Here is a 20,475-nt window from a genome sequence, read left to right on the forward strand (position 1 = left end):
CGTTTCGCTTCTCCCTAGCGGGCGAAGGTGGCCTGAAAGGCCGGATGAGGGGGAAACAACGGCTCCACCTTACCCCAGCCCTCTCCCTCAGGGGAGACGGGGAGCCTGATGAGATACCGTCAATGTGGTCTGAACGGCCTCATACACCCGGTTGACGCTGAGGTCGAGCATATGACACAGCGCCTGATCGAGATTCGGGTCTTGGGCGCGAATTTCTTCGAAATGCCGCGGCGTGCGCAGAATATGCACATTCTGGCCCAGCGGCGCCTCAACCCGATCATCTGAGGGGCCGTAGAGCCCGAAACTCAGAACATTGGCGGCCGCCGCCAGATGCAGCCAGATATCATCATTGCCAATAAACACATCGGCCTGACGCAGGCAGGCATAGGCGGTCAGCGGGTCGAGCTTACCCGTCAGTTCAATCACACGGGCCTTGGGTGCGGCCATGCGCAGGGCCGTTGCGGCTTCGCGGTCGCTTTCGTGCCCCAGTATCAGCAGACGCGCCCCTTTCAGAGGGCCGTCTTCGTTCATCAGGCGCGTCGCCAGCACCGAAAAGCGCTCCGCCGGCCATTGCGCGCCCTGCCAGCGCGCACCGGGGGCGATGGCCAGCAAAGGCCCCTCCTCACCGGGTGTGTCATCGAGAAAAAATTCCGCCCCCACGGCCCGCGCTTCGGCCACATGCAGCCACGGCAGTTCGGGCTTTTCCAGCTTAAGGAGACGCGACGCGGTGATCACCGGGTGTTCGTCTGTGTGCTGATCCGGCGCGACGGCACGGGTCTTTGCATTGAGAAAACGCGACCACAGGGTCGGCCCCGTATCGAGCAGCAGCCCCCATTGGCGCTGCCGCAGTTGCCACCACAGTTTCAGCCCCGCCATGGAGACAACTGCCCAATCAAAAGGGATGATCGCCTCGATATGGCTGAAATCGGCAAACAGGGCGGCGCTGTCGCTGCGCGTGATCAGGGTCACGGCCGCGTTCGGCACTTCTTGCAGCAGGCGCGCCAGAACCCCACCTAGAGCCAGAGCCCTTTTCGGTTCCTCAAGCGCGACGATCAGGATCGGAAACGGACGGCTCATGCTACATACCCTATCCCGAATCTATGGCTCACAGCAAACATGACCGACCTTATTGCTCTTTCGCATCGTGCCCTGATCGCCCTGAGCGGCCCCGACTGGGGAAAGTTCCTCAATGGCCAGACGACCATTGACGTGGAAACCATCTTCGACGCCGTCGCCGCCGGAGAGAACAAGCCCTTATATTATGGCGCGTTCCTGACCCCGCAAGGCAAGCTGAGCGCCGATGTGTTCATCTGTCCACGGGATTCGGATACCGTATGGATAGATGTCGATGCGGGGGTGCGCGACGAACTGTTCACCCGGCTGAATATGTTCAAGCTGCGGGCGAAGGTCACCCTGTCCAAACCCGAGGCGCAGGTCTATGCCTCTGTGTCCGAGGGATTGCCCGACCCCCGCGCACCGGGGCTTTATCGCGCCTACGGGACGTTTGAGGCGACGGGAGACCTCACGACCTACACGGAGTTTCGTCTAACACAGGGCGTGGCCGAACCGGGGCTCGACTTCCCCAAAGACTACCTCTACCCCATCGACATCAATATGGACCTGATCAAGGCCATCGACTTCAAAAAAGGCTGCTTTGTCGGTCAGGAAACGACGTCACGGATGAAGCGGCGCGGCACGATCAAGAACCGCCTGATCCCCCTGAGCCATACCGGTGCCTTCGCTTTCGGCAGCGAAGTCCTGTTGGGCGAGCGTCGCGCCGGGGAGATTCTGGCCTCCGCCAATGGCAAGTCGCTGGCCCTGATGCGGCTCGACCGGCTGGACGGTGATCTGGCCTGCGAAAGCGAAACGGTCAGCCTCTCCGTCCCCGACTGGCTGGCCCCGTATCTCAAAGCGGCTGAAACCTGACACGGGTTTCATTTGCCAGCCCGTGCGGCTGCGGTTATCGTCAGACACCACTCACGGCCAAAGGGACACCCATGTTCAGTTTCGATCTGATGTTTCAACCGCTGAAGCGCTATTTCGATTTTCAGGGCCGCGCCCGTCGTTCGGAATACTGGTTGTTTTATCTGTTTCAGGTTGTGGTCAGCCTCTTCCTGAACATCGTGCAGATGTCGGGCGGGCTGGTCGCGGGTCTTGCCGCCGGTCTGGCCCTGATTTTCGGACTAGGCGTTCTTATCCCCTCCATCGCCGTGGGTGTGCGCCGCTTCCACGATACAAACCGCACCGGCCTGTGGATTCTGTTTTATCCGGCGGTCATGATCGTGTCGCTGATCCTCACCCTTGTGTTTGCCGCGGATGCCGTGGCCCAGATGGGGCAAAACTTTCAGAACCTTGATCCTTCAAGCCTCGAATCGGGCGACGCGCAGGCCAATATGGCCGTTTACAGCGCTATGGCCCCCATCGCGCTCTATGTGCTTCTGCCCACCTGGCTGGCCAGTCTGGTGACCCTGTGGTTCCATGTGCAGGATGGTACGCCCAACGCCAACCGCTTTGGCCCGGACCCCAAGGGGCGGGGCGTTACCGAAAGCGTGGCCGCCACCTTCTAAGCCTCAGCGGAATCGGGTATGGAGCCATCCATGCCCGATTTCACGTTTGAGTCTCAGTTTGACGGTCTGGTCTGTGGGGTCGATGAGGCCGGACGCGGCCCCTGCGCCGGGCCCCTGTGCGTGGCCGCCGTCATCCTTGATCCGGCGCGCGTCCCGGCGGGCATTGCCGATTCCAAAAAGCTCAGCGAAAAGCAGCGCTTCGCGCTGGAGCCCGACATCAAGGCGGCCGCTCTGGCGTGGTCGGTGATCGAGATTTCCGCCGCCGATATCGACTGCCACAACATTCTTAAGGCGACGATGATGGGCATGACGCAGGCCGTCGAAGCCCTCAGCCCGCAGCCCATCCATGCCCTGATCGACGGCAATCGCTGCCCGCCGCTGGCCATACCCGCCACGGCGGTGGTCAAGGGCGACGACAAATCCCTGTCCATCGCGGCCGCTTCGATCCTCGCCAAGACGGCGCGCGACCGCATCATGATCGAGATGGATGCCCTCTATCCCGCCTATGGCTTCAAATCGCACAAGGGCTATCAGGCCGAAGCCCATATCACCGCCATCCGCCTGCATGGCCCCTCGCCTATCCATCGCCTGAGTTGGGCCACGGTACGCTCGGTCCTGTCTGCCGCGTCTGAAACGGCCGTTGTGGACGCCTGAGAGAACAAAACGAATCCAAAACTGAGTCCTAAAAGACTCACCCCCAGAAAATTGAGTCAAATTAGACTCGCCCGATTCGCCGCGAGTCAAGTTGTAACTTTTTATTAACCCCACAGGATTCTAACCTGTCTTTTCTTACCGGCCCAGAGAAGCGGGCCGCCACGATCCGGGGTTAAGCCATGACACGCCACATGCCGCAAAAAGCCATCATGCAGCGCACCGCGCTGGAACTGGACACCATCCATGTCGGTGAGTGCGTGGACATACTGAAATCCCTGCCGGACAAGTCCGTTGATCTGGTCTTCGCCGACCCGCCCTATAATCTGCAACTGGGCGGGGATCTGCACCGCCCGGACAATTCCAAGGTCGATGCGGTGGACGACGAGTGGGATCAGTTCGCCAGCTTCGAAGCCTATGACCGGTTCACCCGCGAATGGATGCGCGAATGCCAGCGCGTGCTGAAAGACGACGGAGCCATCTGGGTCATCGGCTCCTATCACAACGTCTTCCGTCTGGGCGTGGCGCTTCAGGATCTGGGCTTCTGGGTAATGAACGACGTCATCTGGCGCAAGGCCAATCCCATGCCCAATTTCAAGGGTACGCGCTTCACCAATGCCCACGAAACCCTGATCTGGGCCACCAAGGCCAAGGGCCAGAAGCGCTACACGTTTAACTATGACGCCCTCAAGGCCTTCAACGAAGACACGCAGATGCGCTCCGACTGGGCCATCCCGCTGTGCACCGGTGAAGAACGCCTGAAGGACGCGGACGGCAACAAGGTCCATCCGACTCAGAAGCCCGAAAGCCTGCTCTACCGCGTCCTGCTGGCCTGCTCCAAGCCCGGCCATGTGGTGCTTGATCCCTTCTTTGGCACCGGCACCACCGGCGCGGCCGCCAAGCGTCTGGGGCGCCACTTCATCGGCATCGAGCGCGACGAAACCTATGCCAAGCACGCGCGTGAGCGCATTGCCCGCGTGCAGCGCGCCAATGAGTCCGACCTCGCCACCATGGGCTCCAAAAAGGCCGAACCGCGCGTCCCCTTCGGCGCGCTGGTCGAGGCCGGCCTGCTGCAACCCGGCGACACCCTCTACTGCCCCAAGGGTCAGCGCACCGCCCGGGTCCGCGCCGACGGCTCGCTGGTGCACGGCGAACTGACCGGCTCGATCCACAAGGTCGGGGCCATGCTGGAACAGGCTCCGTCCTGCAATGGCTGGACATACTGGCGCTTCAAGACCGATGCCGGGTTCAAACCCATCGACGATCTGCGCGCCCGCATCCGGCAGGGTCACTAGGGGCAAGCCCCTAGAACCAGAACGTAGCGCGGCAGGCGGGATCGTCCTTTACAATCACCAGCAGAACCCGGTCGAAAGGCCGGGTTTTGTCTATTTTGCGACTAGAGCGATGTGCGGAAAAGTGTAAGCGGTTTTCCGCAAAAACATCGCGACAAAACAGAAACTTAGAGCGAAATGACGCTTCCACCTAAAATCATTTCGCTCTAAAGTCGCAATATTGATCGTTTCCGCTTGATTTTGAAATAATCTGCGCGTTTAATCATCTGACAAATAAACGGCGCAAAGCCGTAACCACGGGAACGTCAGGATGATTACGCACACTCTTCGCCGATGGGCGGTGGCCTTGACTGTCTGCGCCGGTCTGGGGCTGATCGCCTCATCGGCCAATGCGCAGCAAAGCCGCAAGGAAATGCTGGCCGCCGAAGCCGCTGCCGAAAACGTCAAGACCGTCAGCAAGCTGGTGCAGACCTTTGGCCTGCCCTGCGAAGTGACCGAAGCCACGGTCCCCGCTGCCGCCGAAGCCACGGTCGATGGCAAGAGAGTCGCCATCGAAAACTTTGAAGTCGCCTGTAGGGACCAGCGCGGTTACCTTCTTTACATGGCCAAAAAGGCGCCGTTTGGCGATCCGATGGGCTGCCTTGAAGCCGCCGCCATAGCCAAGACATCCCCCGGCAGTCCGGTGTGCAAGCTACGCGGCAATCGCGTGGCCCATTACTGGCTGACCGACACCGCCAAGTCGAAGATTCCGACCTGTCAGATCGCAGGCGCGCGCTTTATCCGTGCCGACGCTGCGAAAAACAGCGAAACCTATGAAATTGGCTGTAAAAACACGGCAGGGGGCATTTTCACGGTGCCGACCTGGAAGGCCAGCGACCAGACGGTGGGTTTCCTCAACTGCCTGAAAACCGCCGACACGGCGCTGAAATGCGAACTGACGACGCCGGAGCTGTTGCCGCAAACCGTCGGCTCGCTGGTGCGCAAGAATGCCCCGGACTGCACGTTGAACAATGCGCGGTTTATCGGCGCCACCAAGGACGCCGAATATTACGAAGTGGGCTGTGAAGGTAAGCCCGGCTTCGTGCTGGTCACCGATCTCGACACCCAGTTCAAGGGCAAGGTCGGCTGTGACAAGGCGGCCAATATCGGCGGTTGCAAGTTTACCGACGCCGCCGCTCTGGCCGCTGCCGGTAAGGCCAAACAGGACGAGGCCAAGGCCAAATATAAGGACGCCTATGCGCAGGCGCTGAGCGCAGCCGGTATTGCCTGCACCATCGAAGACTTCCGCCGTATCGGCCGCGACCCAGCCACCAACCGCGACCTTGCCGAATTCAAATGCCCGGAAGCCAAGACCGGGCTGATCGCCCTGATCCTCGATGCGGGTACGGAAGGTAAGCTCGAAACCTTCGACTGCTTCGGGGCTGCCGTACAAAAGACCGACTGCGCCTATATGAGCCGTGATCAGCTCAAGGCGCACCTGCAAACCCTCAGCGCCAATCATAAGTCTATCAAGGCCGACTGCGTGATCGGCGACGCGCGCTACGCCTTTGAAAACAACGGGCAGGTGGTGCTGGAAATCGCCTGTACCAACAAGCGCGGCTATATTGCCGTCCTCAACAAGGCCCGCACGGCCCTCAATCCCGCCGTGCCCTGCCATGTCGCCGCCACCAATCCCGGCGTGCCTGAAAAGTGCACGATCGCCGGCAATGGCAGCAACACCGCGGGATAACCGCTCCGGTTTTAGAGCGGATTTCGTTCAGCCTGAATCGAAATTCCGCTCTAACATTTTGTTTTGTCGCGCATTTGATTCCGAAAACCGTTGCACACTTTTCGGAATGCGCTCTAGTAAGCGTACCTCGTGAACCCTCCCCTTGCCCCGCCCTCACCGGCGGGGCATTTTTTATCTGAGCTTCAACGCCTTGGCAAAAACAGTGGGCAGCGATTTCGCCTCAGCCCAACTCAAGCGCTGGGAGACATTATGTTGGCGCAGAAAGGCCGCCATTTCGTCCGGGGTCAGTTCGATCCGCCAAACCTGTTGATTCAAGGCAAAGTGCGTAAAAACGTGCGCGTAGCTGCCGAGATTTTCCCACGCCTCATTTCCGTGGTGGACGGATGGGAAGACGATTTCCCCCTCACTCCACACCTCTGAACGCCACTCCAGATGCGGCAGGCCCAGCATCCCGCCCAGCAAGCCCTTGTCCGGGCGACGCTCGACCACAAACCCGTCTTCTGACGTGATCAGAAAGGCCACGCCGTGCCGCACGGGTTTCGGGGCCTTGGCGGCCTTTAGGGGATAGACCTCCGGCTGGCCTTCGGCAAAGGCGGCGCAATCCTCACGCAACGGGCAGATCAGGCAGGACGGCGATTTGGGGCGACAGACACTGGCCGACAGGTCCATAAGCGCCTGTGGCCAGTCGCGCGCGCGGTCTTCGCGCACCCAAAGCGCCGCCAGTTCGCGCAACAGAGGCCGCGCCTGCGGCACAGGTGTTTTGACGGCATTGAGGCGGCTCATCACCCGCTCGATATTGCCATCGACCACATTGGCGGCCTTTCCAAACGCAAAGGCCATCACCGCTGCCGCCGTATAGGGGCCGAAACCCGGCAGTTTCAGCAAGGCCGCCTCATCCGCCGGAAAAACGCCGCCATGTTCGCTGACCACGGCCCGTGCGCATTTTAGCAGGTTGCGCGCCCGCGAATAGTAGCCCAGCCCCGCCCATTCGGCCATCACCCGCTCATCGGGCGCGGCGGCCAGATCGACCACGCTTGGCCACAGGGTGGTGAATTTTTCAAAATAGGGCGTGGCGTGCGGGACTGTGGTTTGCTGAAGCATCACCTCCGACATCCACACCCGGTACGGATCGGCCTTAAGCGCGGCCCCCGGCCCTTCGCGCCAAGGCAAAACGCGCGCATTGCGGTCGTACCAGTCCAGCACTCTCTGACGCCCAGGCGAGACATCGGCCTCAGTATACTCTCCCTGTCGCGCATCTGATTCCAAAAACCGCTGCACACTTTTTGGGATGCGCTTTATACTCAACACCATGAAACGTGACCTGCCGTCCTATGAAGAAGCCGTGCGCATCCTGCGGACCACGCGGACGCGCCGTGCGCCGCAGCCGACGCCGCCCGTCAACCGACAGATAGCGCCGATGATGAAGGCACTCAATGAACGATTTGAAGCCTATGACACCGGGGCGGGCCGTCTCAAAAGCCGCTGGCCGGAGATTGTCGGCGATACGGTGGCGCGCATTACCGAACCGGTGAAGGTCATCCGTGCCCGACCCGGCGCTAGGGCGGGCGGCACGCTCGATCTGCGCGTCGAAGGGTCGTTTGCTTCGGTCATTCAGCATCAGAGCCGCGTCATTCTCGATCGCGTCAATCTGTTCCTGGGGGCGGGGACGGTCGAACGCCTGCGCCTCATTCAGGGGCCGGTGCAGAAGCTCGCGCGTCCGGTGCCGCCGCCCGCCCCCAAACCCCTGAGCGCCGCCGAAGAACTGGCCTTGCAGGAAAGCGTGAAGCCCGTAGTGGATGAAAAGCTAAGGCGCGAACTGCTGCGACTGGGCCGTTCGGTGCTGCTCAAGGACCGTGCCCGACGGAAGTAACTTGCCAAAGGCCACGCTCTCGCCGTAGGAAGTCGGGATAAGGCCAACAGACGCCTGATCCAGATTCTCACATAAGGGCCCGATCCATGCACCTGACCCGTCACACCCTCGTTCGCGGCGCGCTTTTGGCTGCCGCTGCTTTCGGTACACTCGCCCTCGCCGCCTGTGGCGGCAGCCAGACGAACGCCGGGGCCGACGACATGGTTCTGGGCAAGGCCGACGCCCCCATCACACTTGTCGAATACGCCTCGGTGACCTGCACCCACTGCGCCACCTTCAACGAAAAAGTCTTCCCGACGGTGAAGGCCAAATATATCGACACCGGCAAGGTGAAGTACATCTACCGCGAATTCCTCACCCCTCCGGCGGACGTCTCGGCAGCGGGCGTTCTGGTGGCGCGCTGCGCCGGCCAGGACAAGTATTTCGAGGTGATCGACGCCATCATGCGTTCGCAGCAGGAACTGTTCACCACGGGCGACGCCAAGGGCATCCTCAAGCGCGTGGCCAATTCGGCCGGCCTGTCCGACGAGGCCTTTGCCAAGTGCGTCAACGACCCTAAGGGTCTGGAACGCATCCAGGCCAATATGGAAAAGTACGCCAAGGCCGACAATATCACCGGCACCCCGACCTTGATCATCAATGGTCAGAAGTTTGAGGGCGACTACACCAGCGTCGAAGCCTTCACGGCCGCGCTTGACAAAGCCCCTGCCGCCAAGAAGTAAACATGCCCGTGCCATCTGGCCCCAATCCCGCGAATAGCCTTTTCGCCAGAATACGGCGCAAAGGCTTCGCTAGATTGTGCGTTGGAACGATACTGTTTTTCCCCACTCCTCTTCTGGCTAAGCCGCAAATACCCGCGATCAGTCCGGAAGATATGAGCCTTGGGCGTTTGAACACACCCGTAACTTTGATCGTCTATGGTTCGATAACCAGCGCTCACTTCGCTCAGTTTTACAGAGAGGTTTTCCCGGAGCTGGACAAAGCGTACATCCGGCAGGGCCAAGTAGAGTATATTTTCAGAGAATATCTTACCCCTCCCAGTGATATATCGGCTGCCGGAATGATGATGGCGCGCTGCACGGGCAAAGACAGGTATTTCAAAACCCTCGCGCGGTTGATGAATTCACGGAGTGAAATCCTTGCCGCAGAAAACCCCATCGTCATTGTTCGTCGCATTGCACGCCAGTCTGGTCTTTCCGATCACAATTTCGAAACCTGCATTAATGACCCTACGTCTCTCAAACGTATGACCGCAGCGGAAACCCACCTATCTGAAATGCCCGCAGATATTAACATGCCCTATCTCTTCATAAATGGTGTGCTGTTTACCGGCGACTCGACTGACTTCGACGCCGTAGCCGCCGCCATAGATGAAGCGATATCCAATCCGTTACCGGACCAAAGGACCCAGCCATGACCGCCACCGTTCGTCGCCTTTATGATCGTGCCCGCCGCGCGCCCTTCTGGCAGCAGGCCGTGGCGGTCTTCCTGCTGGCGGTGCTCACCACCGCCCTGTTCAGCGTGGCCGCCGACGCCCAGAGCACGGGAAAAGCCAAGGTCGCCCCTCTGAAAGAGATGACCAAGGGCGCGGCCAATGCCCGTGTGACCGTGGTCGAATATGGCTCGGTTACCTGCACCCACTGCGCCCACTGGTACACCACCAACTGGCCCAAGTTCGAGCGCGACTACATCAAGACGGGCAAGGTAAAGTACGTCTATCGCGAAGTCGCCACCAATCCGGCTCAGATGGCCTTTGGCGTCTATATGCTGGGCCATTGCGCGGCGGATAAGCCCAACTGGCTGGGTCAGAAGGGCGGCACAAAGGCCTATTTCACCGTCATCGACGGCTTCTTCGCCGCTCAGTCGAAAATCTACGAAACGGGTGAAGCCGAACCGGTCTTCCGCTCGCTGGCGGCCAAGGCGGGCCTGAACCAGAGCGAAGCCGACAACTGCCTGAAAAACGAGGACCTGTTCAAGGCGATCTCCGCTCGCATGGAAACCAATATGACAAGGGACGGCGTCGAATCGACCCCTACATTCTTCGTCAATGGTAAGCGCGTCGAAAGCGACTATGCCGCCATCGAAGCCGCCATCAAGGCCGTGAAGTAAGCGGGCTCAAAGGGGCTCGCGCACCTGATAGCCGCGGGCCCGCAAGCCGGACACGAGCCGGTCGTCATTGATCAACATACCCATAGGCAGGATCAGCACGCTCCGCTTCGAACCGCTCATCGCCTTTTCGATCACCGCGATCGTGTCGCCACTGACCCGCGCCGACAGGTCCGCGCCCAGTCCCTGAAGACAGTCGCCCTTCGGGCCATTGCGCCAGATCGGTTTGAGCCGCGCCACATCGCCAGAGGCCCAGGCCTTTGTGACCATCGGCACATTGGGAATATCGTAATCGAGGGAGTCGAGCGTCATCGTCAGACAGCGACGGCTCTCCTCGGCATCAATGGCTGCAATCTGGTTCAGCAATGGCTTGGCTTCATAGCTGGCCACCGCGCGCACCTTCACCTTCTTCTTTTTGGCCACCTTGCTCAGGCGATCCACCACCGCCGAAGATGAATAGCCGTATTTCTGGTTGATCTTCATGGACAGACGCATCCCGGCCCACAGCGGCTTGTCCTTCTCTATATCGTTCGTTTTGATGCCATAACGCCGGGCCGTAGCCTGAAACCGCGCATATTCAGCTTCGGGCAGCAGGTCTTTTAACGTCGTGCGCCCCGGTAAATCCTTGTCCTTCATCAGACGAAAAATAAGCGACACGCCCCCGCTCGCCGTCGGCGGCGTGTACAGGGTTTCGGCCCCGGTCAGTATGTTCTCGATGCGCGTGCTGTCCCAGCCCGCCTTACCCTCAATTTGGGCGGAGCCGATGATCCACACCACCTTATCGTCGCGCACCACCTTCCACAGGGCGGGTCCGGGCAGGCGTTTGACCACCGTGACATCGGTCGTGCTCCAGATAGCATCGTCCTGTGCCCACGCCGTGATCGGACCGAGAACCACAAAAGCCAGCGTCAACAGGATTTTCGTCTTCATCATCCCCTCCATCCCTTGCATCTATCGGTGGTAGGTTGGCGGAAGGGCGAAAATAGGGCAAGGGACAGAGGGATTGCGCCCCTTTCGGGTCTCCCCACCCTCGCTCTAATAAGAAGCCTTTAGGCAAAAGCGTTAAAGCCCATTAACCTTTACATCTCGTCTGATTCGCTATTCCTCCGGTCCCTGCTTGCAATTCCAACGGCTGAAACTTTCCGGCTTCAAGTCCTTCGTCGATGCGTCTGAATTTCGCATCGAACCCGGACTGACGGGCATTGTTGGCCCCAATGGCTGCGGCAAGTCGAACCTGCTGGAGGCGCTGCGCTGGGTGATGGGGGCGACCTCGGCCAAGGCCATGCGCGGCGCCGGCATGGAGGACGTGATCTTTGCCGGATCGGACAAACGCCCGGCGCGCAACTGGGCCGAAGTCACACTCACCATCGACAATTCGGCCCGCCTCGCCCCTCAGCCCTTCACCGATCAGCCCGTGCTCGATATCGCCCGTCGCATTGATCGTGGTCAGGGTTCGACCTACAAGGTCAATGGCAAGGAGGTGCGTGCGCGCGACGTGCAGCTTCTGTTTGCCGATGCTTCGACCGGGGCCAACTCCCCGGCCCTGGTGCGTCAGGGGCAGATTTCCGAGCTGATCGCCGCCAAACCGCAAAACCGCCGCCGCGTCCTCGAAGAAGCCGGGGGCGTATCGGGCCTGCACACCCGCCGTCATGAGGCCGAACTGCGCCTGCGCGCCGCCGAGGCCAATCTGGCGCGGCTGGACGATATTTCGCGCGAACTGGACAGCGCGCTGTCACGCCTGAAACGCGAAGCGCGGCAGGCCGACAAGTACAAGAAGATTTCCGCCGAAATCCGCGCCCTGCAAAAGGCCATTCTGCACGCCCGATGGCTGGAGGCGCTGGCTGTGTTTCAGTCCACGACGGGCGAAATGCACACCCTGTCGCAGGCCGTCGAAGGGACGACGCGCGAAGCCGCCGCCGCTCAGGTTCAGGCCCTGAAGGCCGCCGAGGCCATTCCGCCGCTGCGCGAAGAAGAAGCCATTGCGGCGACGGTCAACCACCGTCTGAGCATCGAGAAAGAACGCCTCGACCTCGAAGCCCAGCAGGCGCAAGCCGAGATAGAGCGGCTGAAAAACGACCTGCGCCGTCAGCAGGCCGACCATGCGCGTGAGCTGGAGCTGGCGCGCGACGGTCATGCGCAGATTGAACGCCTGACCGACATGCTGGCGCGCGTGCGCGAAGAGATCAAAGACGCCCCATCGCGCGAACCGGAACTGAAGGCCGCCGTGCTGATGGCCGAGGGCGAGCGCGTCGAGGCCGATCAGCGCATTGAGGAACTGGCGGCCGAACTGGCCGCCCTCACCGAGCGGCAAAGGCTGGAGGCCACGCGCCTGAAAGAGGCGCAGACCCGCTTTGAGCGCCTGCTGGCCCAGACCAATCAGGCCGAGCGCGAAAAGCAGGCGCTGGGTGTGTTTGATCACGCGGCGCTGGAGACGGCGCGACAGGCAGCGGACACCGCGCAACAAACGCTGGACGCCGCGCGTGCCGAGGCCGAAGCGCTGGAAAGCGAGCGGGTAACGGTAGTCAATGCAGAGGCTCAGGCGCGCAAAAGTGCGCGCGACCTCGAAGACCGGCTGGGGCGACTGACGTCCGAATCACGGGGTCTGGCGCAGATTCTGAACGCCAATACCGCCAAGGGTAAAAGCCCGGTACTGGACGCCGTGCGCGCCGAAAAAGGCTATGAACTGGCGCTGGCGGCGGCCCTGGGCGACGATCTCAATCTCGGCCTGTCGAAGCGCGGGGCGCTCGACGCGCTGGCCTTCTGGGCTGAGGATTTCGATTCGCAGGCCGTGATGAGCGATCTGTCGGCGCTGGGGGTCACACCGCTGACGCGATACGTCAATGCCCCGCCCGCCCTGTCCTTGCGCCTGTCAACCATTGGCGTGGTCGATCAGGCCGAGGGCGACCGCCTTCAGGCACACCTGCCCGTGGGCGCGCGGCTGGTGTCGAAAGAGGGCGATCTGTGGCGCTGGGATGGGCTGATCGTGCGCGCCAAGGCCCCAAAGCCCGCCGCTGTGCGTCTGGCCCAACGCACCCGCTTCGACGAACTGGAGGCCGAAATCGACGCGCTCAAGCCGGAGCTTGAGGCCGCGCAAACCGCGCTGAAAAGCGCCGCCGACGCGCAACGCCGCTTTGAAGATCGTCTTCGTCAGGCGCGCACCCGCCTGCCCGAACTGGAACGCGATCTGCGCACCAAAACAGCTCAGGCCGATGAGCTGGGCCGTCGCCAGACGCAGTACGAAACGCGCATGGAGGCGCTGGACGGCAGTATCAAACGTCTGCGCAGCGATCTGGGCGAGGCCAAGACCGCCTATGAGGCGCTGGCCGACGCGCAATCTACGCCGGAAACGCTGGACGCCCTGAACGACGCTCTGGTTGAGGCGCGCAACCTCGCCAATAGCCGGCGTCAGGCCGTGCTGGCGGCACGGTCGGCGCTGGACGACGACGCGCGCAACCGGCAGCAACGCGAATCGCGCGAACGCAATCTGAGCCGCGACCTCAGCGACTGGACGCGACGCCACGGCGAATCGGGCAGCCGCGTCGAAAAGCTGACGCGCGAACAGGAAATGACTCTAGCGGCGCTGGCCATAGCCGAGGCCGCGCCCGCGACGTTTGAAACCCGTCGTCTCAGCCTGCTCGATTCGCTCGCCTCCGCCGAAAAGCGCCTGTCCGAGGCGCGCGATGCGCTGGCCTTGGCCGAAACCGCCAAACGCGAGGCCGATGCCGAAGAAAAGGCGCGCGAACAGGCGGCGGCGCAGGCGCGCGAACACCGCGCCGGGGCGCTGGCCCGACTGGAGGCCGCGACCGCCCGCAAGGCCGAGATCGAAGCGCAAATCCTCGATCAGACGCAGGACACTCCAGAAGCGCTGGGCCAGCGCCTGAAAGAAGAGGCCATCGCCACGCCCTCGGATGCCGCCGGTGCCGAAGCCTTGCTGTCGGGGCTGGAAAAGGAGCGTGATCTTCTGGGCGCGGTCAATCTGCGCGCCGAAGAAGAGGCGACCGAGTATCAGGAACGGCTGGAAGGCATCAGCCGCGAACGGCTCGACCTGACCACAGCCATTGGTAAGCTGCGCGACGGGATCGACGAACTGAACGCCGAAGGCCGTGAACGTCTGCTGGCGGCGTTTGACGTGATCAATGAACACTTCAAGACTCTGTTTGTTGCCCTGTTTGGGGGCGGCTCGGCGGAACTGCGGCTGGTCGAATCAGACGATCCGCTGGAGGCCGGGCTGGAAATCTATGCCTGCCCGCCCGGCAAGCGCCTTTCGACCATGAGCCTGATGTCAGGCGGCGAGCAGGCCTTGACCGCGACCGCGTTGATTTTTGGCGTGTTTCTGGCCAACCCGGCCCCGGTTTGCGTGCTGGACGAAGTCGATGCGCCGCTCGATGACGCCAATGTGGATCGCTATTGCCGGCTGCTCGATGAAATGCGCACCCGTACCCAGACGCGCTTTATCGCCATCACCCACAATCCGGTGACTATGGCGCGCATGGACCGCCTGTTTGGCGTGACCATGGCCGAACGCGGCGTCTCACAACTGGTCAGCGTCGATCTGAAGGCCGCCGAGGCGCTGGTCGCCTGAGGCAACCGACCAAAGTCTTAAGCCCCGCCGGAAGGGGGCTTGCAAACCATTGTTACAAGGGTTTGCCGCGATAAGGCCCCGCACGGGAAACGAATTTTCGCAAATAGTGATGCCCTGTAGTGTTTGCACGGGGCAATTAGATCAACTTTATGTCATCGGCTTGCTTGACCTTTGCGGTCTGTCCGATTAGGTTCCGCGCCGTCCGAAGGGGGATATTTGTCTGTGTGCGAATGTCCTTCCGAAAGGTCCGAATATGAATAATGACCCCGATCATGAGACTTCGTCGAAGCTGGACGACCTCGAACGGCGGCTTAATGCCATTGAGCAGAAGAAGCGCCGCAAAGAGACCGACCACGCCGAAAGCGAAGCGGGCGCCGGAAAGGGCTATCAGGCTCTGGGCGAACTTCTCGGTGGCATTTTCATCGGACTGGGGGCTGGCTGGCTGAGTGACGAATACCTGCATACGCGCCCTTTCGGCATTATTGTCGGCGCGATTGTCGGTCTGGTTGCCGGGGTCTATGCCGTCGCCCGCAGCGGACGTCGTTGAGATTTTCAGGGCCCTTTGGCCCATCGCTATTTGAATTGATGAGGTAGGGCTTATGGCCGATCCGTTGCACCAGTTTCAGATCCAGAAGGTCGTCGAACTGCCGACCATCGACGTCGCTGGTGTCCCCGTTGACCTGTCGATCACCAATTCCGTGCTGGCCATGCTGATCGGTGTGGGCTGCGTGGTGCTGTTCTTCGCCCTGACCACGGCGCGCGCCTCGATCATTCCGGGCCGTTTTCAGGTTATGGCCGAAGGCCTATTTGGCCTGATCGACGACCTGTCGGAGTCCATCATCGGCCACGAAGGCCGCGCTTTCTTCCCGTTCGTGTTCACGCTCTTTCTGTTTATCCTGAGCTGTAACCTTGTGGGGATGACCACCTATTTCACCGCGACGTCGCAACTGGCGGTCACCGCCATGCTGGCCATCCTTACCATCGGTACGGTCATCGTCGTCGGTTTCATCAAGAACGGTTTCGGCTTCTTCAAGCTGTTCATGCCTTCGGGCGTGCCGCTGCTGATCCTGCCGATCCTTATCCCTATCGAAATCATCTCCTTCCTGATGCGCCCCATCACCCTGACGCTGCGTCTGTTCGGCAACATGGTCGGCGGTCACATCGTGATGAAGGTGTTCGCGGGCTTCATCGTGGCTCTGGCCTCGGCGGGTGCGCTCGGCTATCTCGGCGGTTTCGTATCGCTGACGGCGGTCGTGGCCCTGACGGCGCTGGAATTCCTGGTGGCCTATCTGCAAGCCTTCGTCTTCGCGGTGCTGGCCTGCGTGTACCTCAATGACGTGGTGAACCTGCATCACCACTAAGTCATCACCTTACCTTACGTTTATCCTCTTCTTCCTACGGAGTTAAAGTCTATGGACGCTTCTGCTTACAAGTTCCTCGGCGCGGGTCTGGCCATGCTGGGTATGATCGGTGCCGGTATCGGTCTCGGTCTGCTGTTCGGCAACTTCTTCCAGGGCGCGCTGCGCAACCCGTCGGCGGCCAAGTCGCAACAGACCAACCTCTTCATCGGTATGGCCCTGACCGAAGCCCTCGGCATTCTGGCGTTCGTTATCGCCATCATGATCCTGAACGGCTAATCCTGCTTTCGCGGGCAGGATCGCCGCAGGCGTTCGCCCGACGAAGACCGGACTTTCGACGGATCAGGCTGGCGTCACAGTCTGATCCGTTCGTCTTTACGCGCATCTTCAAACGCTGCGCGCCCGTCAAAACAGACCCATAGTCCGTGCCTGTGGCCCGGATCAAAAGGATCAAATCATGAGCGTAACCGCAAGCCCCGCGGCCAGCGAGACGAGTGCCGAGGCACCCGTGACCACGGTGGCCACGCTTGAGCCCATCGCCGAAGCCACCGCTTCTGCCGAAGCGGCTCACGGCGACGCCCACACCACCTCTACCGGCCACGGCGAAGACCACGCTTCCGGCGGCCTGCCGCAGTTCCAGACGGAACACTGGGCGGGTCAGATGGTGTGGCTGGTCGTTATCTTCACCGTCCTGTTCATCCTGATCGCCAAGGTGTTCGCCCCTCGCCTGCGCAACGTCATCGACACGCGCGGCGCGACGATCGCCGAAGATCTGGCCAATGCCCGCGCCATCCGCGACGAGGCCGAAGCTCAAGCCAAGGACGCGGCCGCTGAAACCGCGGCGGCCCATGCCGCTGCCCGCAAGCTGGCTGCCGATGCCAAGGCGAAAGCGACGGCTGAAATGGCTGCGGCTCAGGCCAAGGAAGACGCCCGTCTGAACGGCATTCTGGCCGAAGCCGAGGCCTCGATCCGCGCCAAGCGCGACGAAGCCCTGGCCCACGTCACCGAGATCGCCACCGACACCGCGTCGGCACTGGTCGAAAAGCTGACGGGCAAGGCCCCGACCAAGACCGCCTTGACTGCCGCCCTGAAGAAGAGCTGAGGAGCACCCGATGGAACACGCTGAACCGTCCTTCTGGGCCAATCCGGAAACCTGGGTCCGTATCGGTCTGGGCTGCTTCTTCCTGCTGCTGATCGTCATGAAGGTGCCGCAAAAGCTGTGGGCCTCTCTGGCCGACACCGGCAATGCCGTCCGCGCCGAACTGGATGAGGCTGTGCGTATCCGTCAGGAAGCGCAGGCCCTGCTCAACCAGATCAAGGCCGAGCGCCTTGAGGCCGAGCAAAAGGCCAAGGAACTGATTGCCTTTGCCGAGGAAGAGGCCCAGCGCCTCACCGCCGAGGCCAAGACGAAGCTCGACGAGTCGATCAAGCGCCGTCAGGCGCAGGCCGAAGCCAAGATCGCTCAGGCCGAGGCCAAGGCCGCGTCTGAGGTCAAGGCCGCGGCCGCCGATCTGGCGACGCAGATTGCGGAAAACATCCTCATCAGCCGTGTTGACGGCCTGAAGAGCGATCCGCTGGTCGATCAGGCCATCACGCAGGTGGCGACCCGCCTGTCGTAAGACACGGCTATCGCGCAAGAATATAGGCCCTGCCGGTTCGGCAGGGCCTTTTCTGTTTTAGCTTATGGCTGACGCACAGATAGTAAAACCTTTGCGAGTGTCCGTGTGGCGGCCTTCAGGCCGCATCCGTGTCTAACCGTAGTTAAGACTTCAGTCTTTCAACCCACCCAAGCGGCGGAAGATCAACCACACCGAGACGCAGACGCAGACAATACCCACGACCGCCAGCGTAATCGACATGGTGGTGAAGACGTCGGCATTGCCGGGTTCGGTCATTTCGAGATTAATGGCCTTCTGATAGGCCCCCGCCGCGCCGCCGAGTGCGGCCAGACCGATCACCGAAATGAAGATCCATTGTAGGGTCGAGGCGATCATCTGCCACAGGCTACGCTCATTGGCCTCTGCCTCTTCGGTCGAAACCGCGATGCGGCCATCTTCGGCCAGCCATTCGTCGTCTTCCACCACCTCTTCGGCATGGACATAGGTCTGCGGCGCTGCGTGGCTATTGAAGCTCAGGGCGTCGCTTTGCACGGCGGCCGCAGCCGTGGCCACGCCCGTTGCCGGGTGTTGCAACTGCTCGCGCCAATGCATCGGTGTGTCTTTGGGTGTTTCTCTGGGTGGCTCAGGCACGAGCTGAGGCTGCGGGGCTACCGGAGCCGGAGCAGGAGCCGAAGCGGCGGCCGCATCGGTTTGGACACTGACCGGAGACGCCACAACCGTGGGCGGCGCGATCAGCGACGGGTTGGGACGCACCCCCGGTTCAACCTTGCTATGCAGTCGCATCACCAGCGGCGCATCCTCTGCCTCATCGTCCGCTTCCTGAGCTGTAACAGGTGCAGGTTCCGGGTCACGGCGCGAAGATATGTCAAACGCGGCCGGGGCAGACGTCGGTGCGGCGACCGCAGGCGGCGGATTGTGCGGCGGGGCCTGAACCGGTGCCTGAACGGGTGCTGGCGCAGGTGTAGCAGGTGCCGCTTTAGGCTTGGCCAATGGCCCGGCCATAGTCGCATACGGCGAATAAAGGCGCATCAGCGCCGCTGCCGCTTCCGCCTTGCGCACAGCCTCGGCATCGGGATCGACGGCGGGCTTGGGGGTTTGATCCGCGTTTTTTTGCGCCTCCGCCGCGCGTTCACGTTCGGCGCGGGCGGCAGCTTCCGCCTGCTCACGCTCCAGGCGTTCGCGTTCCAGACGTTCCCGCTCAAGGCGTTCCTGTTCCAGGCGCTCTTGTTCGAGTCTGTCTTGTTCAAGACGAGCTTGCTCAAGTTTGGCCTGCGCCTCACGTTCGGCGCGTTCACGCTCCAGACGCTCGCGCTCGAGGCGTTCGCGCTCCAAGCGTTCTTGTTCCAGACGCGCCTGTTCCAAACGGGCCTGTTCGAGGCGCATCTGCTCCAGGCGAGCCTGTTCCAGACGCTCGCGCTCCAGACGCGCCGCCTCTTCACGCAGGCGCGCCTCTTCCTCAAGCCGCTGGCGTTCCAGACGTTGCTGTTCAAGCCGCGCGTCCTCCAAACGGCGCAGTTCGCTCAGACGCGCCTCTTCGGCGACGCGGGCCGCCGCCAGAGCCTGAGCCTGACGCATGGCCTCCTGACGTAGGGTGTCTTCGCGGAAGCGCGCCTCTTCACGCAGGCGGATTTCTTCGCGCAGCTTGGCCTCTTCGCGCAGACGCGCTTCTTCGCGCTGACGCAACTCCTCACGCAGGCGGGCTTCTTCGCGTAACCGCGCCTCTTCGCGCAGGCGCGCTTCCTCACGAACGCGGGTTTCTTCGGCCAGACGAATGGCCTCCAGACGGCGGGCTTCCTCGCGTAGGCGCTCGTCTTCGCGGGCACGCGCTTCGTCGGCCAGACGGCGGGCTTCGGCCTGACGCGCCGCCTCAGCGCGACGCGCATCTTCGGCTCGTTCGGCCTCGCGCTGACGGGCCTCCTCGGCGGCAGCCCGCTCAGCCTCCCGGCGCTGCGTCTCTTCGAGGCGCACCTGCTCCAGACGGCGGAACTCGGCCTGAATCCGCGCCTCCTGCTCGGCCTTTAGCAAGGCGGCCTGAACATCCATCGACGGCGACGTCGGGGCTGGAGCCGTCGGTGTTTCGGCAATATCGGCGACGCGCGTGATGACGGGCTTGGGGGCCGGTGCGGCGGGCGCGGGTTGCGGTGCCGCCGGCGCTTCGGCCGGGCGGATGACCATGCCCGGCGTCATCAGCTGCGGATCAAGCTCCATCCCCTCCATATCGGGGGTCAGGAACAGGCTCTTTTCGGAGGCACGTCGGCGGATCAGCGGGGCCAGCACATAGGTTTGGCCGTTGAATTCGGCGCTGGTCCAGTTGTCCATCGCCTGTGCGGCTTCGGTGACACGGCCTTCGTTGACGCGACGCAGCACGTCCGATTGGCCAAACGCCTCGATACCGATGTTGAAGCAGAACGACACCAGCGCGTCGAACTGATTCTGCGTCAGCGGCGTGTGGACGAGATTATTGACCGCCTCAACGATCGGCAAAAGGTCAAAGCGCAGCAGAGCGTCGGCGTCTTCAGCGGTGACGCGCGCCCCTTCGCGGGCAGAAAAGGTATGGCCATAGCCGATCATCCAGCGCCCGTCGGGCAACTGCGAAGCCTGCTGGCGCAGACCTTCGAAACTCTTGATCAGCTCGACTCCGGCGCGGGAGATTTTATGGCGCGCTCTCATCACTTTTCCTGAACCAAAACGGTACACTTAC

Annotated in this window: 19 protein-coding genes; 15 read left to right on the forward strand and 4 right to left on the reverse strand. The window is 61.9% G+C overall.

The features are described from left to right. Positions 1-87: 87 nt before the first annotated feature. Positions 88-1,077, reverse strand: coding sequence for a glycosyltransferase family 9 protein (locus tag ACK8OE_RS00885; RefSeq protein WP_410271006.1), 990 nt, complete (start codon positions 1,075-1,077; stop codon positions 88-90). 39 nt (positions 1,078-1,116) lie between these two features. On the opposite strand from ACK8OE_RS00885, the gene ACK8OE_RS00890 reads away from it, so the two are divergent. From ACK8OE_RS00890 to ACK8OE_RS00910, 5 genes are all read left to right on the forward strand, one after another. Next, a complete protein-coding gene (locus ACK8OE_RS00890) occupies positions 1,117-1,926 on the forward strand; it encodes a YgfZ/GcvT domain-containing protein (RefSeq protein ID WP_410271007.1) in 810 nt (269 codons plus the stop codon). A gap of 71 nt (positions 1,927-1,997) precedes the next feature. Then, positions 1,998-2,567 (forward strand): DUF805 domain-containing protein, encoded by a 570-nt coding sequence (locus tag ACK8OE_RS00895; protein ID WP_290799465.1) that lies wholly within the window; start codon positions 1,998-2,000, stop codon positions 2,565-2,567. Between the two features lie 30 nt (positions 2,568-2,597). Then, on the forward strand, positions 2,598-3,221 hold the full coding sequence (locus ACK8OE_RS00900) for a ribonuclease HII (RefSeq protein WP_410271008.1): 624 nt from the start codon (positions 2,598-2,600) through the stop codon (positions 3,219-3,221). A gap of 179 nt (positions 3,222-3,400) precedes the next feature. Further along, complete coding sequence (locus ACK8OE_RS00905) at positions 3,401-4,513, forward strand: site-specific DNA-methyltransferase (protein WP_290799468.1); 1,113 nt, start codon at positions 3,401-3,403, stop codon at positions 4,511-4,513. A gap of 307 nt (positions 4,514-4,820) precedes the next feature. Continuing rightward, positions 4,821-6,239 (forward strand): hypothetical protein, encoded by a 1,419-nt coding sequence (locus tag ACK8OE_RS00910; RefSeq protein ID WP_410271009.1) that lies wholly within the window; start codon positions 4,821-4,823, stop codon positions 6,237-6,239. Between the two features lie 171 nt (positions 6,240-6,410). Here the strand turns inward: ACK8OE_RS00910 and ACK8OE_RS00915 are convergent, their stop codons facing one another. Then, the gene (locus ACK8OE_RS00915; RefSeq protein WP_410271010.1) at positions 6,411-7,442 is read right to left on the reverse strand and encodes an A/G-specific adenine glycosylase; all 1,032 of its coding nucleotides are present in this window, start codon (positions 7,440-7,442) and stop codon (positions 6,411-6,413) included. A gap of 106 nt (positions 7,443-7,548) precedes the next feature. Between ACK8OE_RS00915 and ACK8OE_RS00920 the strand changes: the two genes are divergently transcribed. From ACK8OE_RS00920 to ACK8OE_RS00935, 4 genes are all read left to right on the forward strand, one after another. After that, entirely contained in the window at positions 7,549-8,109 is a 561-nt protein-coding gene (locus tag ACK8OE_RS00920) for a DUF721 domain-containing protein (RefSeq protein WP_410271011.1), read from the forward strand. Between the two features lie 86 nt (positions 8,110-8,195). Further along, positions 8,196-8,831 carry a DsbA family protein gene (locus tag ACK8OE_RS00925; protein WP_410271012.1) on the forward strand — a complete coding sequence of 212 codons (636 nt, stop codon included), beginning with the start codon at positions 8,196-8,198 and terminating at the stop codon, positions 8,829-8,831. Between the two features lie 2 nt (positions 8,832-8,833). Next, on the forward strand, positions 8,834-9,526 hold the full coding sequence (locus tag ACK8OE_RS00930; RefSeq protein WP_410271013.1) for a thioredoxin domain-containing protein: 693 nt from the start codon (positions 8,834-8,836) through the stop codon (positions 9,524-9,526). Continuing rightward, the gene (locus tag ACK8OE_RS00935) at positions 9,523-10,218 is read left to right on the forward strand and encodes a thioredoxin domain-containing protein (RefSeq protein WP_410271014.1); all 696 of its coding nucleotides are present in this window, start codon (positions 9,523-9,525) and stop codon (positions 10,216-10,218) included. Before ACK8OE_RS00930 ends, ACK8OE_RS00935 begins: the two co-directional genes overlap by 4 nt. Before the next feature lie 6 nt (positions 10,219-10,224). On the opposite strand, the gene ACK8OE_RS00940 is transcribed toward ACK8OE_RS00935, so the two are convergent. After that, entirely contained in the window at positions 10,225-11,148 is a 924-nt protein-coding gene (locus tag ACK8OE_RS00940; protein ID WP_410271015.1) for a TraB/GumN family protein, read from the reverse strand. A 184-nt stretch (positions 11,149-11,332) separates the two neighbouring features. Between ACK8OE_RS00940 and smc the strand changes: the two genes are divergently transcribed. From smc to ACK8OE_RS00970, 6 genes are all read left to right on the forward strand, one after another. Continuing rightward, positions 11,333-14,797: a chromosome segregation protein SMC gene (gene smc / locus ACK8OE_RS00945; RefSeq protein WP_410271016.1), complete on the forward strand. Its 3,465-nt coding sequence runs from the start codon at positions 11,333-11,335 to the stop codon at positions 14,795-14,797. A gap of 253 nt (positions 14,798-15,050) precedes the next feature. Further along, a complete protein-coding gene (locus ACK8OE_RS00950) occupies positions 15,051-15,344 on the forward strand; it encodes an AtpZ/AtpI family protein (protein WP_410271017.1) in 294 nt (97 codons plus the stop codon). Between the two features lie 52 nt (positions 15,345-15,396). Continuing rightward, positions 15,397-16,158: a F0F1 ATP synthase subunit A gene (locus ACK8OE_RS00955; RefSeq protein WP_013478624.1), complete on the forward strand. Its 762-nt coding sequence runs from the start codon at positions 15,397-15,399 to the stop codon at positions 16,156-16,158. A gap of 51 nt (positions 16,159-16,209) precedes the next feature. Further along, complete coding sequence (locus ACK8OE_RS00960; RefSeq protein WP_013478623.1) at positions 16,210-16,434, forward strand: F0F1 ATP synthase subunit C; 225 nt, start codon at positions 16,210-16,212, stop codon at positions 16,432-16,434. A gap of 178 nt (positions 16,435-16,612) precedes the next feature. After that, on the forward strand, positions 16,613-17,257 hold the full coding sequence (locus ACK8OE_RS00965; RefSeq protein WP_410271018.1) for a hypothetical protein: 645 nt from the start codon (positions 16,613-16,615) through the stop codon (positions 17,255-17,257). Between the two features lie 10 nt (positions 17,258-17,267). After that, on the forward strand, positions 17,268-17,774 hold the full coding sequence (locus ACK8OE_RS00970; RefSeq protein ID WP_290798503.1) for an ATP F0F1 synthase subunit B: 507 nt from the start codon (positions 17,268-17,270) through the stop codon (positions 17,772-17,774). A gap of 150 nt (positions 17,775-17,924) precedes the next feature. Here the strand turns inward: ACK8OE_RS00970 and ACK8OE_RS00975 are convergent, their stop codons facing one another. Next, the gene (locus ACK8OE_RS00975) at positions 17,925-20,444 is read right to left on the reverse strand and encodes a glycoside hydrolase family protein (RefSeq protein WP_410271019.1); all 2,520 of its coding nucleotides are present in this window, start codon (positions 20,442-20,444) and stop codon (positions 17,925-17,927) included. Positions 20,445-20,475 lie beyond the last annotated feature (31 nt).

The organism is Asticcacaulis sp. W401b (genome assembly GCF_046503825.1).
In the GTDB taxonomy this organism is placed as follows: Bacteria; Pseudomonadota; Alphaproteobacteria; order Caulobacterales; family Caulobacteraceae; genus Asticcacaulis.